At 45.8% G+C, this 15,942-nt stretch carries 16 protein-coding genes; 10 read left to right on the top strand and 6 right to left on the bottom strand.

Features of this window, described 5'->3' with window-relative positions; all coding sequences use genetic code 11:
- The first annotated feature begins 8 nt into the window (after positions 1–8).
- The 8 genes from ACL934_RS06060 (at position 9) to ACL934_RS06095 (ending at position 6,694) form a co-directional block, all read left to right on the top strand.
- A complete protein-coding gene (locus tag ACL934_RS06060; protein ID WP_374078816.1) occupies positions 9–980 on the top strand; it encodes a hypothetical protein in 972 nt (323 codons plus the stop codon).
- A 14-nt stretch (positions 981–994) separates the two neighbouring features.
- Positions 995–1,585: a hypothetical protein gene (locus tag ACL934_RS06065; RefSeq protein ID WP_374078818.1), complete on the top strand. Its 591-nt coding sequence runs from the start codon at positions 995–997 to the stop codon at positions 1,583–1,585.
- A 102-nt stretch (positions 1,586–1,687) separates the two neighbouring features.
- Positions 1,688–1,990: a cell division protein ZapA gene (locus tag ACL934_RS06070; RefSeq protein ID WP_374078820.1), complete on the top strand. Its 303-nt coding sequence runs from the start codon at positions 1,688–1,690 to the stop codon at positions 1,988–1,990.
- A 34-nt stretch (positions 1,991–2,024) separates the two neighbouring features.
- Positions 2,025–2,588, top strand: a complete 564-nt coding sequence (locus tag ACL934_RS06075; protein ID WP_374078822.1) for a 5-formyltetrahydrofolate cyclo-ligase — start codon at positions 2,025–2,027, stop codon at positions 2,586–2,588.
- A gap of 5 nt (positions 2,589–2,593) precedes the next feature.
- On the top strand, positions 2,594–4,159 hold the full coding sequence (gene rny / locus ACL934_RS06080) for a ribonuclease Y (RefSeq protein ID WP_413613219.1): 1,566 nt from the start codon (positions 2,594–2,596) through the stop codon (positions 4,157–4,159).
- Entirely contained in the window at positions 4,156–5,361 is a 1,206-nt protein-coding gene (tyrS, locus tag ACL934_RS06085) for a tyrosine--tRNA ligase (RefSeq protein ID WP_374078828.1), read from the top strand. Before rny ends, tyrS begins: the two co-directional genes overlap by 4 nt.
- Complete coding sequence (locus tag ACL934_RS06090; RefSeq protein WP_374078829.1) at positions 5,361–5,834, top strand: 2Fe-2S iron-sulfur cluster-binding protein; 474 nt, start codon at positions 5,361–5,363, stop codon at positions 5,832–5,834. Before tyrS ends, ACL934_RS06090 begins: the two co-directional genes overlap by 1 nt.
- Positions 5,835–5,884: 50 nt before the next feature.
- On the top strand, positions 5,885–6,694 hold the full coding sequence (locus ACL934_RS06095; protein WP_374078832.1) for an alpha/beta fold hydrolase: 810 nt from the start codon (positions 5,885–5,887) through the stop codon (positions 6,692–6,694).
- Positions 6,695–6,745: 51 nt separating this feature from the next.
- Here ACL934_RS06095 and ACL934_RS06100 read toward each other — a convergent pair whose 3' ends face one another.
- The 3 genes from ACL934_RS06100 to ACL934_RS06110 all read right to left on the bottom strand — a co-directional run bounded on the left by ACL934_RS06100 (position 6,746) and on the right by ACL934_RS06110 (position 9,864).
- Entirely contained in the window at positions 6,746–7,072 is a 327-nt protein-coding gene (locus ACL934_RS06100) for a HesB/IscA family protein (RefSeq protein WP_374078833.1), read from the bottom strand.
- 92 nt (positions 7,073–7,164) lie between these two features.
- Complete coding sequence (locus ACL934_RS06105; RefSeq protein WP_374078835.1) at positions 7,165–8,358, bottom strand: cysteine desulfurase family protein; 1,194 nt, start codon at positions 8,356–8,358, stop codon at positions 7,165–7,167.
- Positions 8,359–8,415: 57 nt separating this feature from the next.
- Positions 8,416–9,864 (bottom strand): hypothetical protein, encoded by a 1,449-nt coding sequence (locus tag ACL934_RS06110; RefSeq protein WP_374078837.1) that lies wholly within the window; start codon positions 9,862–9,864, stop codon positions 8,416–8,418.
- 150 nt (positions 9,865–10,014) lie between these two features.
- On the opposite strand from ACL934_RS06110, the gene ACL934_RS06115 reads away from it, so the two are divergent.
- Positions 10,015–12,306: a vitamin B12-dependent ribonucleotide reductase gene (locus tag ACL934_RS06115; protein WP_374078840.1), complete on the top strand. Its 2,292-nt coding sequence runs from the start codon at positions 10,015–10,017 to the stop codon at positions 12,304–12,306.
- 113 nt (positions 12,307–12,419) lie between these two features.
- The gene (locus ACL934_RS06120) at positions 12,420–13,610 is read left to right on the top strand and encodes a S1 RNA-binding domain-containing protein (protein WP_374078843.1); all 1,191 of its coding nucleotides are present in this window, start codon (positions 12,420–12,422) and stop codon (positions 13,608–13,610) included.
- Between the two features lies 1 nt (position 13,611).
- On the opposite strand, the gene ACL934_RS06125 is transcribed toward ACL934_RS06120, so the two are convergent.
- The 3 genes from ACL934_RS06125 to ACL934_RS06135 form a co-directional block, all read right to left on the bottom strand.
- A complete protein-coding gene (locus tag ACL934_RS06125; protein ID WP_374078845.1) occupies positions 13,612–14,865 on the bottom strand; it encodes an ATP-binding protein in 1,254 nt (417 codons plus the stop codon).
- Between the two features lie 88 nt (positions 14,866–14,953).
- A complete protein-coding gene (locus ACL934_RS06130; RefSeq protein ID WP_374078847.1) occupies positions 14,954–15,109 on the bottom strand; it encodes a hypothetical protein in 156 nt (51 codons plus the stop codon).
- Between the two features lie 102 nt (positions 15,110–15,211).
- Positions 15,212–15,895, bottom strand: coding sequence for a type 1 glutamine amidotransferase domain-containing protein (locus ACL934_RS06135; protein WP_374078849.1), 684 nt, complete (start codon positions 15,893–15,895; stop codon positions 15,212–15,214).
- Positions 15,896–15,942 lie beyond the last annotated feature (47 nt).

The following is a 15,942-nucleotide window of genomic DNA, read 5'->3' on the forward strand; positions in this document are numbered from 1 at the left end:
AGTGAGCGATGAAAAAGTGGTGGATCACAGTATCAGTATTGTTGTTCGCAGGTTTGGCTCAAGCTCAATCCATGGGTGCATTGCAAGTCAATGGACAGCCGGGCAGTCAGCAGCTCTTTCAAAAAGTAAAAGCGGTGAGATGTGTTATCGGTCAAAGAGGCACCTGTGATGCTCCGGTTTTCTTTGATTTGAATAAACCCGTATCAGTTCCCTCAGGAACTTATATCGTGGGCTTTGAAAATTCCATTTATCCGGAAGCTGTCAACGTAAGTGGTGGTTATACGACCTCATTGAATCTTGAGCGTTTGGCTGTGCCTTCGCAAGTTCGCGGGCAAAAGATTCGCGTTTTCAGAGACTTCTCTTCTTTGATTGAGCAAAAGAAGATTTACCTCACAATGTTTACGATGAATCGTCACTTCTTCCGTTTGGACAAAGATAATTTCGGAGATTTGTATTTGGCAGGTCTTTGGGAACGCGACTACGTCCAACGCTTCACTTATGAAACATGCCCGCGTATCGACGCTTACGGCGAAGTCTCCAGTGGCGCTCGCAGTGTGTGCCAAGCTTGGAATACGGCTAAAGACCCTATGGGACTTCGTGAGCTTTACAATTTTTCTAATGATGGAACATTTCAAGAAATGTGGGTCACATTCCCAGGTGACGTGATTCCTTCTAAACATCCACGTTATTTGGTGTCGGCTCCTATGACGGAGCAGGACTTTGTGGCAGTTTTCCCGGGCGCTTATAAAGTGCAAGCTGAGGGAAAAAACATGCCGTCCATTTCCGTAAAAGTAGGGAACGTGTCCCAGAATGCCACGACCTTTGGATTTTCATTGAATGCCGTTAAGTCTTTCATTAGCCTAGGTGGAGAGGACTGCTCATCTGCACGTACTTGGAAAACAGAGTCCCGCGCGTACTGCACGAGCGACCAATTAGAAGGTTGCGACCGCTCCACTGCGGAGAGTTGCGAACCCATGTAATGGGAAAAGGTTAAATGCGAAAGATTGTTGTTAGTTTAATTCTTGTACTTGGGCCTCACTTTGTGTGGGCTCAAGCAATCAAGCCAGTTTCTGTTTCCTATGAAAATCTCATGCGCTGTTTTCCTGAACTTCAGGATGATAAACTCTCTTTCAAAGTCGACCTCAATTATCTTAAAGAAATTATCGACGAAAAATTTGTGACGTCTCAGTCGCAGCTGCGTCAAAGAAAGATCCACTACGTTAACGCGGAAAAGCAGGCCATGAATCTGATTTTGCGCACGAAGTTCAGCGGCGCGAAAAAAATGGAGACGGAACTTATTCTGCAGCAGGTTGACGAGAAGGGTGTCGTCACAGACATCCAGTTAACTGGGAATCAGCGCATCAATCCTAAGCAAGAAATCATCAACAACTTCCTTCTCAATGGAACGATCAAATCGGACGAATACTCCTATAATGACACAAAGCTCAATGAGGTCGTCTCGACCTATCGCCGGAACTTCAAAGACATCGAAGAGATCGACCTAGTCGATAAGCCTAATAAGCGTTCGATTCTCTGCGAAAAGAAGAGTGATCTCGGCATTATATGCACATGTTCTAAAAAATAAATCTGTTGAATATCGACTTTTTAGGGATATACTTTTATCAGTGTTGTTCTAGGATTTTTCTAGAGTTTTAAAAGGTTTAGGCGATCTGCAGCTGAGGTGCCAGTGACATCTGATAAAAAAACCTACAATTTTCTAATTGCGGGTGTCCCTTACAAATTAAAAACCTCTCATGACGATGCGACTGTTGAAGAGCTCGTCAGTTTTGTAAACGACAAAATGAATCAGGCCATGTCTATTACTAAAAACGGTTCTTTCCAAAACGCCGCTGTTTTGACAGCGATGAACTTAGCGGAAGAGTTGATCCTTTTAAAAAGAAAGGCGCATCGCGAGCTTGAAAAGCTTGAAGAAAAAGCGTTGCAACTTTCACTCGATCTAGAAAATTCCAAGAGCAACGGAAGGTTTTGAACAACTCACTTTGTTTTGATTTCTTGGAGATCCATTGTCTGTTTCTTGGAGCTCTAAAAAGGAATGTCGTTCCTTCTTTAAATCTCTTTGCGCTCAAGAGTTCGCGCAAGGTCTTGTTCAAAACCAACAGCAGCTCAATTCCCATTTGCGTGATTTTTTAAAAACGCAAACGGGCCGATGGGGAGCCTACAGGGCTTTGCCAGAGGAAGCTCAAGTCGAAGAGGTCTTTCAGGTCTCTCACTTGAATTGGGTGTTTCCGCGCATGCGGGAAGGCCATTTGGAATTCTTTGAAGCACAAAAGTTTGTGCTAGGTCCTTATGGAGTTTTGGAACCATCCCAAGACTCTGTCCCAAGAGATCTCAAAGACATCCAAGGTCTGCTGATTCCCGGATTAGTGTTTAATAAGAATGGCAATCGCCTGGGAAAAGGCAAAGGGTTTTATGACAAAACTCTTCCTACCTACCAGGGGGTGAAAGTGGGTGTCTGTTTTGACTTTCAAGTCACAAAAGATCCACTCCCTACCGAGGCCCATGACGTGATAATGGATTTTCTTATCACTGAATCAGGTCTTGTCGATTGCAGGAAGCATCAGGAGTAAGGATCATGGAGTTAGTAATCACCGCAATTATCGGTGTTGTATTGGGTGGCGCGGTTGTATTCATTGTGAAACGTCTTCAAGACGAGAACAAAAAGAAGTCAGCACGTATTGAAGCAGAAAGAATTGTTAATAAAGCAAAGTCTGAAGCTGCAAAAATCAAAAAAGATTCAGAAACCAAAGCCAAAGATTTCGAAGCCCGCGCTCGTAAAAACGTCGAAGCGGACATTCACAAACAAAAATCCACAGTTAAAAATAAAGAGTCTCAGTTAGAGCGTCGCTTGAAAGAGATCGATGATCAATTCAAACACAAAATGGAAGAGAACGAACGCTATCTGAACTCTCTTAAAGACCGCGAAGAAAAAATCGCGATCTCTGAAAACCGCGTGAAAGACCTTGAGAAAAAAGGCGAGACTCACATCGGTGAATTGAAACAAAAATTAGAATCCGTGGCAGCTATGTCCCAAGACGAAGCCCGTCGCCAACTTTTGGGCGCTCTTGAAGATGAAGCAAAACAAGAGGCCGCTAAAAAAATCGCGCAAATCGAGGACGAAGCAAGTAAGGAAGCCGACAAAAAAGCCAAACGTATTTTGGCGACAGCTCTTTCTCGTTTTGCTTCTGAATACACGTCAGAGCGCACCGTGAGTGTTCTGGCTCTGCCCAACGACGAGATGAAAGGTAAAATCATCGGTCGTGAAGGTCGTAACATCCGTACCTTGGAAGCTCTTTGCGGTGTTGACTTGATCGTGGATGACACTCCGGAAGCCGTCGTGATTTCAGGTTTTGATCCTGTTCGTCGTGAACTCGCTCGCCGTACCATTGAAAAATTGATGGAAGATGGTCGCGTGCATCCAGCACGTATCGAAGAAGTTGTTGAGAAGCAACGTAATGAACTTATGAGGTCCATCAAAGAAGAGGGTGAACGTCATGTGATGGAATTGGGTATTCCAAACATGCATCCTGAACTTGTCAAGATCATCGGTGGTTTGAAATACCGTTCTTACCAAGGGCAAAACGCTTTGAACCAAGCTTTGGAAGTAGCCCACATCGCAGGTCTTCTTGCCGGTGAAATGGGTGTGAACGTAAAACAAGCTCGCCGCGCGGGTCTTTTACACAATATCGGTAAAGCCATCGATCACACAGCCGAAGGCAGCTACGCTTTCGTCGGTGCTGAAGCTGCGAAAAAATACAACGAATCAGAAGACGTGTGCCACGCCATCCGTGCTCATGATGAAGAAGAAAAACCACATTCAATCCTGGCTTGGATTGTTCATGCGGCCTTCATCCTTTCTAGTTCTCGTCCGGGCGCACGTCGTCCACAAATGGATTCCTTCATCCACCGCTTGGAAGATCTTGAAAGCATCGGTAATAGCTTTGACGGCGTTCTTAAAACATTGGCTCTGCAAGCCGGTAAAGACGTGCGTGTGTTAGTTGAAAGCAGCAAAGTCACTGATGACCAAGCTGTGATGTTGTCTCGTGATATCGCTCGTAAGATCGAAAGAGAGATGCCGCAAGCAGGCCAAGTGAAGGTCACTGTGGTTCGCGAAACTAGAAGCGTGGAGCATGCACGATGATGCGTCCTGAAGAGCAGTTAGAGAGAATCAAGTTCGGTGTCGCTGAGTTTATCAACGACGAGGACATGCTCAAAAAGCTTAAAAAAGGAAAACCTCTTAATATTAAATTAGGAGCTGATCCCACTCGTCCGGACATTCATATTGGTCACACTGTGGTGATCAACAAATTGAGAACTTTCCAAGAGCTGGGACATAAAGTTTATTTCTTGATCGGGGATTTCACGGCGATGATCGGGGACCCTTCGGGTAAGAACACAACTCGTCCGATGTTGACTCGCGAAGAGATTGAAGAAAACGGTCGCACTTACGCCAAACAAATCTTTAAAATTCTTGATCCTGAGAAAACAGAAATCGTCTACAACTCCTCTTGGATTGGTAAGATGACTCCGGCGGAATTCATCAAAATGTCGGCGCAATACACAGTCGCACAAATGCTGGAGCGTGATGATTTCACAAAACGCTACAAATCAGGAACGCCGATCGGTATTCATGAATTCTTGTACCCTTTGACTCAAGGCTATGACTCTGTGGCTTTAAAAGCAGACGTGGAGTTGGGTGGAACGGATCAAAAGTTCAACTTGTTAGTAGGTCGTGCAATGCAATCGGCCTACGGACAAGAAGCGCAATGTGTGCTTACGATGCCGATCCTTGAGGGGATTGATGGCGTCAATAAGATGTCCAAGTCTTTGGATAACTATATTTCCGTTGTAGATACTCCGAAAGATATGTTCGGTAAGACCATGCGTATTTCTGATGATTTGATGTATCGTTGGTACGAACTTCTGACAGACATCACGGCGAATCAGTTGTCACAGCTAAGAACTGACGTTGCAGAAAAACGCAAACACCCACGTGAAGTAAAAGTCAATTTGGCGAAATTCTTGATCAAACGTTTCCACTCGGAGGCTGCCGCGCAAGCGGCTGAAGATGAGTTCAATCGTATCTTTGTCGACAAGGGTCTTCCTGATGACGTTCCTGATTTTGAAGTCGAAGCCGAAGCTCAAGTGGGCTTGCCAGCTTTGATGGTGAAAGCAGGTCTTGTTGCTTCCAACGGTGAAGGCTCACGCTTGATTCAAGGCGGCGGCGTACAAATCGACAGCGAAAAAGTTTCTGATCCAAAACTCAAAGTGGATCTGAAATCCGGCCAAAGCTTTGTCATCAAAGCCGGCAAGAAAAAGTTTGTTAAGATTGTGGTGAAATAATGAAAATCAAATTTCTTCCGCAAAACATTGAAGTAGAGGCGACTCCGGATAAGAGTCTCCTCCAAATTGCGACCGAGAATCACCTGGAAATTCGCTCGATTTGTAAGGGCGTTCCATCGTGTGCTGAGTGTCGTGTGCGTATTGCTGAGGGTGATGCTAATGTTTTGCCTCCAAGCAAAGCGGAACTAAGTCTTATTGGAACAAACTATTTTATTGATGGCCGAAGACTGAGCTGCCAAGTGCGCTGCTTCGGGAATGTCACTGTAGATCTGACCGAGCAAGTAGAGCGCGCTGAAAACCAAACGAAGAAAATCCGCGGTTTCCGCTCTAACAAACAAGTCGAATCCAAAGCCGTTAACGATACGATGCTTTTAAACGAAAAAATCGAAGGCACCGAAGCAGGCGGAGGCCGACAGGGTGCAGGCCAACCGCAGGGCCCGAGAACTGAAGCTCCAAAAAAAGATAAGAAGTAGGTCCTAGGTCTAGTCATCTGTGAAGATGTCTTTACCGATAAGTAATGTGAATGTCGCACAAGATTACTTACCGGGAACGGGGTCAAGGACCACTGCTGATATTGCTTCATGGTTATGGAGGCAGCGTTCAGCATTGGGAAGCCATTGCTCAGACTCTTTCTTCCCACTATCGCGTTGTTGTTCCCAATCTCACTCATATCTACATGAGCAGCGATAAATTATTTTTTACCGTGCAAATTGAAGTTCTCGCCAAGTTCATTCGCGAAACCTTTCCTGAAGAAAAAGTTTCTGTGGCGGGATTAAGTTACGGCGGAGCCCTGGCATGGGGACTGGCCACTCAGCATCCTGATCTTGTGAAGAAAACTGTTCTGATCAATCCGATGGTGACGGACCCGGTTCGTTTCTTTTTGCCTAAGGAATTGAAATTCTTTTTCTCTATTCCGCTGAATTTAAAAAGTGTCTACGTGATGCTTTCTACACCGATGGGTCGTGCGTTCTTAAAAAGAGCCGCACAGATTTTCCGTGACGAGCGCAGTGAAGGAGCGACTTCCGTTGAACATCTCAAAGGACGTAAGCTGCTTTTTGTCGCGCACATGATCCAACATTTCTCGTGGATTTTACGCTCGGAAGATTGGAAGTTCTGGCATCAGAAACTTTTCAACTATCGCGGGGAATGCCGATTGATTTTTGATAAAGAGGATTTACTTTTTGATCAAGAGGCTTACAAGAGATTTGCCAAACACATTGGCTGCGAAGATCTGATACCTATCGAGGGAGCAGGTCATCTTGCGATCAAAACCCGTCCCGATATTATTTCTCAATTGATGCTGGAATTTTTATCTGACTCAAAGGCCGCTTAATCTGCTTCAGTTGCGCGGCCTATAGCCGCTCCACTCTGCCGACTTCCGTCGTTAAACGTTGAAGCTAGAGCCGCAGCCGCAATGTTTTGAAGCATTGGGATTGTTGAAGACAAAGCCTTTTCCGTTCAGGCCGCCAGAGTATTCTAAAGTCATACCTAAAATGTAGAGCATGCTTTGTGGGTCGACAGCGACTTTTTGTCCGTTGGATTCAAAAACTTTATCGCCTTCGCGCTGATCCATTTCGAAGTTCATTTTATAAGAAAGACCTGAGCATCCACCTTTTTTCACCTCAACGCGTAGAAAAGCGGCATCGTCTTTTCCTTCATCTTTTTTTAGAGCAGCCAATTTTTGAGCTGCTTCTGGTGAAATTTGAATCATGGAGACTCCTTGTCCTAAGAGATAATACCCAGGCAGTATAGCACACCTGTCAAGTCTTGAGGAGCGTGAAAATACCTAGTTAAATCAGTATTTTAGTGAGGAAGCGAGTTTTTAAGCAGTTCGACGGCACGAAGGATGTCCTCTTCCGTGGTCCAGCGACCGAGGCTTAAACGCAATGAGCACTGCACATCTTCCGTGCTCATTCCTAAGCCTTTCAGAACGTGACTGATCACCATGGCGCCAGTTCCACAAGCAGAGCCTGTGCTCACACCGAGCTTTTGTAAGCGAGGGACAAGTTGCTCGGTTTTGTAACCAGGAAGAGTGATGTTCAAATTATTGGGCGCACGTTCTGTAGGATGGCCATTCAAACGAATACCTGGAATGGCGGCTTGCAACTTCTGCCACAACAATCCGCGAAGCTCTGTGAGTTTCGCAAACTCATTCGGCAGATTTTTTTCACAAATCTCTGACGCCACACCGAAGCCGACAACACCCGGAACGTTTACAGTTCCAGAACGAAGACCCCGCTCTTGGCCGCCACCGTAAATCAAAGGATTGATCTGCACTTTAGGATCTTTCGAGCGGATGTAAAGTGCACCTACACCTTTAGGTCCATAAATTTTGTGAGCAGAAAAAGACATCAAATCAATGCCCATCTCTGTCACGTTCACAGGAATTTTTCCTGCGGCTTGAGTGGCATCTGTGTGCAGATAAATTTTGTGTTCTTTAGCGAGGCGGGCGATTTCAGGAATGGGATTGATGGTGCCGATTTCGTTATTCACCCAAATGAAGCTCATCAATTTCGTGTGAGGCTTAAGGGCCTTACGAATTGTTTCAAGCTCCACTTGGCCAAAGTTATTCACAGGCAGGAAGTCAACTTCCACACCCATTTTCTGTGCAGCCGCCATGGCCTTCATGATGGAACTATGTTCAATGCAACTTGTGATGAAGTGGAGAGGTTCATGAGGATTTTCTTCGCGAAGTTTTGAAATCAAACCAAAGATCACCCAGTTGTTGGACTCCGTTGCGCCACCTGTGAAAATGATTTCTGAAGATTTGGCACCGATCAACGAAGCCACTTGAGCGCGCGCTTTGGTCACGGCGTTTTCAGCCAACCAACCCCAATGGTGTCCCGCACTGGCAGGGTTTCCAAAGTGTTCCTTGAAGTAGGGCTCCATGGCCTGAAATACTTGCGGGTCCACCGGCGTTGTCGCGTTGTAGTCGAGGTAAATGCCTTTGTCTTGCTGCAAGTTCAATCCCATGGGGCGCTCTGAGTTTAATTCCATGGCTCAAGAGCTAATCCCGGCAAAGCCGTTGCGTCAACTGCAAAAATGCCTAACGCATTAAACTGTTACTTTAGAGCGTTCTTTTTCCTCATATTCTTGGATTTTTTCATTGAGGAAGTTTTGCGCGCGGTACTTGTCCAGATCCTTTAAATCTCCCTTTAAAATATGCAATTGAGAGATTCCCTGGCTTTGCAGGCGCTCCTTTTGAACGTGATAGAAAACTCCACCCCGAGGCGTATATAGAACGTACTTGTTGTTTCGGGGGAGGTGTATATAAACATTAAATTCAACGGCCACATCACCGGCCAGCTCCTCAAGTTGAATTGAGGCCATTTCTTCCGCAGCAGACTCGCCAAATTTGGATTTAATGTCCGCGCGCGGGAAAAAGGCCATGGCCACTTCGTTGCCGTCGTGAATAGATTTTCTTAAAAACTCTGCGTATTGCAAAGCCCACTCTTCAAAGGGCACTTCGCGAATTTGCAGATCCATGGTATCACCGTCACGAATATCCTCGCCGTTATTTTTTAAGAAACGAAAAAGGCGTTCACGGATCTTAGACATGAATTCAGCATCCAGAGATTTATTTTTCCCCATGGCCGTAATCAGATAGCCAGAAAAACGATTGGATTCAATCACGATGCACGCCACGTTTGTAGAGCCTTCGATGCCATTGGAAGATTCAAAAGAAGTTTTTGTGCAGGAGTTGTCGAGGGCCTCTTTCGTACCTAGCAGAATGATGGAATCCTTCTTTGTCGCCAGTGGATCAGACTCAATTTGTTCGGGACTTGGACGTTCTTTTTTTCGTTGATCTTTCGATGGTAGAGGAGCCCAACCGGGCGTACCGTTGAGATTTGGTTTTTGCATGACAGAGGAAGATTGCGCCGCTTCTTCTGGATCAAACATTCGAGAGTGTAAAGTTCCTGCGCCAATCCCATGGCCCACGGGACCCGAGCTTGTCGTGCTGGTTCCAGGAATCATTCCCATGCCTGGATCGTCGCTAAACATTTGCGCCAGAACACTCTGCGCATTCTGTGAAGAGAACGAGGATTCTCCTTTGATCGCAATGAGGCCTGCTTCATCAGAAGAATTTAAGCCTGTGCGCATTTGCTGTGGAGTCAAGCCTTTGGATTGCAGGTCTTTGTAGTATTTATTAACCGTTCTTTCAACGGCGGGGCCCGTGACAGGAGGGTAAAGCAGATACTCTGTCGCACAAGCGCTGAGAAGATTGTAGGAGGCCGTTGAAGTTTCCTCTGCAAAAGCAATCACGCAGACGGGGAAAGCTTGGGTTAGAATTTTTGGAAGATTTCTAACTTTGCGATTGGGATGGTCGATACTCACCATCACAAACTGCGGTTGTTCCTGGACCAAGAAGATCAAAGCCTCTTTGAGATTGGTCGTGGCTTTGACTTTCCAGTCACGATTTCGCAAAAAACCCTCGACGGCACCAAGCCCTCCAGGTTGAGACTTAATAATCAGAAGTGATTTTTTGATGGTCTCTTGATTCATACGTCAATCTTTAACGGTTTGTTGACGATGACAAACAAGGGTTTGTACGAGATCTTAATCAAGATTGCACAGGCTTAATCGGGAGCTGGTCTTAGGGCGAGAGTTCGGCCTTGCTTGGCGGAACCTCCGAGAACCATTACAATACTCTTCATGAAAAAGTATTCTCTGCACAGTCCGTCTTACTTTGTTGCTTCCGGAAAAAATCCTGAATCCCTTTTCCAGTGGAAGAAGGTCGATTCAGAAATTCGCAATCGCAAGGGAGACATTTTTTTTGAAATGAAAAATGTCGAAACGCCCGAAGGTTGGTCACAGCTTGCTGTGGATATTGCCGCCAGCAAATATTTTCGCAAAGTCGGTGTACCGGGCACGAAGCACGAAAAATCTTTAAGACAACTCGTTAACCGAGTGGTGAAAGCTATTGCGGCTTCCGCTATGAAACAAGGCGGATATTTTTCTAACAAAAAAGACGCGGACACTTTCGCGAAAGAGTTGCAATACATTTTACTTTCGCAAAGAGGCGCCTTCAATAGTCCTGTGTGGTTTAATGCCGGTCTTTGGGAGTCTTATAAAATTGATTCCCCCAGTGAACATTTCGCTTGGGATGAAAAGAAGAAACATATTTTTTCTACACACAATGCTTATGAGCGCCCGCAGTGTTCCGCGTGCTTTATTCAAAGTGTGGATGATTCCATCGAAGGCATTTTTGAACTCGCAAAAACGGAAGCCAAATTATTTAAATATGGTTCCGGCACGGGCAGTAACTTTTCTAAAATCCGCAGTCGCTATGAAATGACAGGTGCGGGAGGTCGCAGCTCGGGACTGCTTTCTTTTCTCGAAGTATTAGATAAAGGAGCTGGCGCGATTAAGTCGGGAGGCACCACACGCAGAGCTGCGAAAATGGTGGTTGTCGATATTGATCATCCTGAAGTTTTGGATTTTATAGATTGGAAAATGAAGGAAGAGCAAAAAGCCCACATGTTGATTGCTGCGGGTTTAAGTCCGGACTTTGAAGGAGAGGCGTATCGCACCGTCTCAGGACAAAATGCCAACAACTCCGTTCGTGTCAGTGACGCTTTTATGAAGGCGGTGGAAAATGAATCACCTTGGAAATTAAAAGCACGTTTGACCGGAAAAGCGCTGAAGGAACTTCCTTCAACCGAAGTGTGGAGAAAAATCACTCATGCCGCCTGGATGTGTGCGGACCCGGGAATCCAGTTTCACGATACGATCAACAAGTGGCACACATGCCCTCATACCGATGCCATCAACTCCAGCAATCCATGCTCTGAGTATATGTTCCTGGATGATTCGGCCTGCAACTTGGCGTCGATTAATTTGGTGAAGTTTTTAAATGCGGATGGCAGTTTTGATTTTGAATCTTTCATTCATACGGCACGCACGTTGTTTGTAGCGCAAGAAATTTTAGTCGACTACTCCAGTTATCCGACGGCCAAGATTGCTCAGAACTCTCACGACTACAGGCCTCTGGGGTTGGGGTTTGCCAACCTAGGAAGTCTTTTGATGCGCAAAGGGATTGCCTACGACAGCGATGAAGGCCGTGCTTGGGCTGGAGCTTTAACAGCTCTGATGACAGGGGTGGCGTATCTGACGAGTTCCGAGATGGCCCGAGCGAAGGGACCTTTTACAGGTTTCAGAAAAAACCGCGCCGCCATGCTAAAGGTGATGAAAAAGCACGAGAAGGCCGTGAAAGATGTCCGTTGGTCTTTCCTCCCACAAGGTTTAGACAAAGCCGTCAAAAATCTTTGGAAGGGTGTTCTCTATAACGGAGTTAAACACGGCTATCGAAATGCGCAAGCGACAGTGATTGCGCCAACAGGGACTATCGGCCTTTTAATGGATTGCGATACCACAGGAATTGAACCTGATTTTTCGTTAATTAAATTTAAAAAACTTTCTGGCGGCGGGGAAATTCAAATCGTCAATCAGGCAGTGGAGCAAGCTCTGCGCACTTTGGATTATTCTGAAGATGAAACCACGGCGATCATGAAGTATATCGCGGATCACAATACAGTGGCGGGTTGTCCTCAGATACATGACGAAGACATCGCTATTTTTGACTGTGCAACGGGGGCTTCAGGGCACCGAGTTTTATCTCCAGAAAGCCATGTAAAAATGATGGCCGCAGTGCAGCCATTTATTAGTGGGGCTATTTCTAAGACCGTGAATCTTCCCAACACCGCAACGGAAGAGGATATCAGCAAGATTTATTTCCTGGCTTGGAAGCTAGGAATTAAGGCCGTGGCAGTTTATCGGGACGGCAGCAAGCAGAGCCAACCATTAAATGTGCATAAGCCTAAGGGCGTGGCCGAACCGGTGATTCCGAGTTTTACCATGAAATGTCCAGAATGTGGGAGCGACACGGTGCTTACGAGCGGCTGTTATCGCTGTCCTAACTGCGGCACGACGGTCGGGTGTTCTTAAACTTTCTTTGCAGGAGCTCGGGATTGATGTAAGCTCCCGCGGAACGGCGGAAGCCGGCAGAGTGGAGGGCCGCGGGCCCGAGAGCTGAAGCAGCTAATCAAGTAAAGGTATTTATGTCTAAAAAAGATATTTTTGGTGATGATATTGAAGAAACAAAAGACATGGCGAGCTTTGAACAGCTTTTCGCCCAATCTGAAAAAGGCCTTGATCGTCGTTTGCGCGTAGGTGATGAAGTTCGCGCGGAAATTCTTTCGATCGGTAAAGAAGAGGCTTTTGTTTCTACGGGCACACCTGTGGATGGAATGATTTTCACAAAGGATTTGTACGACGAAAACAAAGAAGTGAAGTACAAAGTCGGCGACATCATCGACTGTGTTGTGACTGCGATTAAAGGCGGGGAGATTCGTCTTTCTAAAAAAGGTGCCAAAGGAGCAACAACAGATTCTTTGGAAGACGCTTTTGATATGGAACTTCCTGTAGAGGGTCGTGTCTCAGAAACTTGCAATGGCGGTTTCCGTGTCAGCATCCAGGGTAAAACAGCTTTTTGCCCGATCAGCCAAATCGATATGAAGTTTGCGCAAGACGCGAATGAATACGTCGGCAAAAAATTTGAATTCTTGATCACTCAATTCGACAAACGCAATATTGTGGTGTCTCGTCGTCGCTTGTTAGAACTGCAAAGAGCCGAGAACGAAGGCACTTTCATGTTGAAACACCAACCAGGTGCTTTGCTTGAAGGTAAAGTGGTTCGCATGGAACGTTTTGGCGCTTTCGTGGAACTTGAGCCAGGTATTGAAGGTTTGATCCACGTTTCTGAATTGGCATGGTCGCGAGTCAATGATCCTCATGAGATCGTGTCTTTGGGGCAAAACCTGACTGTGAAACTTCTTAAGACCGAAGAGCTTGATGGCAAATTGAAAATCTCTTTGTCATTGAAGCAAGCAGACGGTGAAGGCAATCCTTGGTTGTCCGTGCCACAAAAATTCCCCGTGGGAACTGTGGTTAAAGGGAAGGTCGAGAAGAAAGAGGCCTACGGTCTTTTCGTCAACATCGGCCCAGGCGTGACAGGTCTTTTGCCAAAATCAAAATGGCGTGATTCTGTGGATGCCGCGCAATTTGAAAATAAAAAACGTGGTGATGAAGTGACAGTGCAAGTAGATCAAATCCTTTTTGAAGAAAAGAAGATCTCTTTGGGCCTTCCAAGAGAAGCGGAAGACACAAGCTGGAAATCTCACACAACGTCTTCGAGTGGTTTTGGTTCTTTGGGAGATGCCTTTAAGAACCTGAACATCAAGCCTAAATAGTTTAGTTGGTGTGTTTGTTTTGGGCCGAATCTGCGGATTCAGCCCAAGGCAAATTCAACGGAATTGAAAAATGCACCGTTGTTCCATGGCCGGGCGTGCTTTCTACCCAAATTTTTCCTTTGTGATTTGTGATAATTCCCTTGGCAATAGCCAACCCCAAACCCGTTCCGTGCTTCGCCGTTTCTTTGGCTTGCCAGTAGCGGTCAAAAAGATGAGGAATGTGTTCTGGAAGAATCCCTTTACCTTCATCTCTAATCGAAACTCGAATCTCATCGTGTCCTTCGCTCGCCGTTAACACGATAAGACTTCCTGTCGGCGAGAACTTGATTGCATTGCAGAGAATATTCGCGAGGACTTCAAGAATACGGTCGTGATCGCAAGGAACATCATTTCGTGAAATTTGGATATCCGCTTTGATATGAATTCTCTTTTTTATCGCTAGATGTCGAATGGAATTAATTCCTTCCTCGAGCAACTTTCGAAAGTTTGTGGGTTTTATTTCGACATCTAAATTGCCGGATTGAATTTTCGCAAACGACAAGAGGTCGTCAATCAGTCGTTTCATATGCCGTACGGATCGTTCAATGATCTGAATAAGTTCGAGATTCTCCTTATGATCTTCTTCGGACAGACTGTCTTTTAAAAGCTCCGCACTCATTTGGATAGACCCCAACGGATTATTTAAGTCATGAGATACGATAGCCAAAACGTCTTCCCGCAATTGCACAGCATCGCGGAGCTTTTCGTTGGCCAGCTGAATTTCTTTGGCACGGGCAAGAATATCTGCTTCCATTCGTTCAATGCGGGCCTTGAATTCTTGAGTAGAAGTGTTCTTATTGGCATTTTTATTAAGAACGAGCTCGGTCACATCCTCAACGCTGTGAAGAATGTATTTAAGAACTCCGTTCTCAATCAGGGGAATGTTGGTGGGGCTCCAATACCTCTCTTGATAAGACCCGTCCCCGGCGGGAAGACGAATGTCATATCTTTGCACAGCCATGGAGTCTGGCGCTTTCGTTGATATAACTCGATCTAAAGACATGCGAAGGTTGCGCATGCCATCAGCACCGTTTTCATTTGGATTCTCGGGGAAAACATCAAAGTGATGTTTTCCGATCAGTTGTTCCCTGGTCATTATTGTTTTTTTCAAAAGGCCGTCGGTGACAGCCGCAATCGTGAAATTTGGAGTGTCGGGCAACAACACAACTTGAATGTCAGGAGAGGACTCAAAAATAAACTTAAAATCGGTGCCCATGGATCGTTTCCTTGTCACCTCTTTGTATCTCAGGAGTGTTGAGGTCACAATGGCGCCTTGACCTTTTCTTGATTACACTTTGCTAACATTAACCACGATGATGTTTGAAATATTGTATGGCTCGTTCATGTTTCTTGGCGGCAGCCAGTGTCGCAAAGGTTCCAAGATTTCTCCGCTTTCCGGTCTTGGGATTTTTCTTTCGAGAGTAAATTCTATATCCGCCGGATTTAAGCTTTCGAATCATAAAATCCTCCTAAAACCATCATAAAGCAAAAGCTCAAATCGGGAATGCAAATGGGCGCATCTGTGCCCTAAAGCAGAGATGCGCCCGGAGGATTGTGCAGATTTATTTCAAAGATTTAGCGACTTCAACGATCTTTTTGCCGACGGCCGCCGCTGATTGAGGATTTTGTCCTGTGATCAAACGTTCAGCAACAGAGACTTTGCTTTCCCAATTTTGACCACCTTGAAATTGAGCTCCACGCTCTTTAAGTTTCGACTCCAAAAGGAAGGGGACGATTTTGCTGTAGCCCACTTGTTCTTCTTCCGCATTGGTGAAGCCGCTGACGTTCTTACCTGCCACCAAGTACTGTCCATTGGAAAGTTTCACATTCACCAAAGCCGCAGGTCCGTGGCACACAGCCGCGACGATGCCGCCTTTTTCGTAGATCTCAGCGGCCACGCGATTCAGATCTGCACTGTTATGAAAGTCCCACATGACACCGTGGCCTCCGGCAAAATGAACGATGTGGTATTTTTTAGTGTCGACTTTAGCAAGAGGAAGAGTCTTTTGCATCTTCTCCATCAGACCCTTGTCTTCTAAAAATTTTTTGTTGTCGGGATCTTTAAGGTCACGACTGCTTTCATCAAGCGGAGCGGCTCCGCCCAGAGGACTTGCGAAGTCGACTGTGTAACCGGCCTCAATCAGAGGGTAGTAGACGTGAGTGACTTCGGATAAGTACCAACCCGTGCTTTTGCCGGTGTCTCCGAGTTTGTTATTGCTTGTAACGACGATCAGGGCTTGTTTCATTTTGCCTCCTTTAGGTGAATTTGCTGAAAAAGCGGCTACGGATGTTA

The sequence above is a fragment of the Bdellovibrio sp. HCB-110 genome (assembly GCF_047323225.1).
GTDB lineage: Bacteria > Bdellovibrionota > Bdellovibrionia > Bdellovibrionales > Bdellovibrionaceae > Bdellovibrio.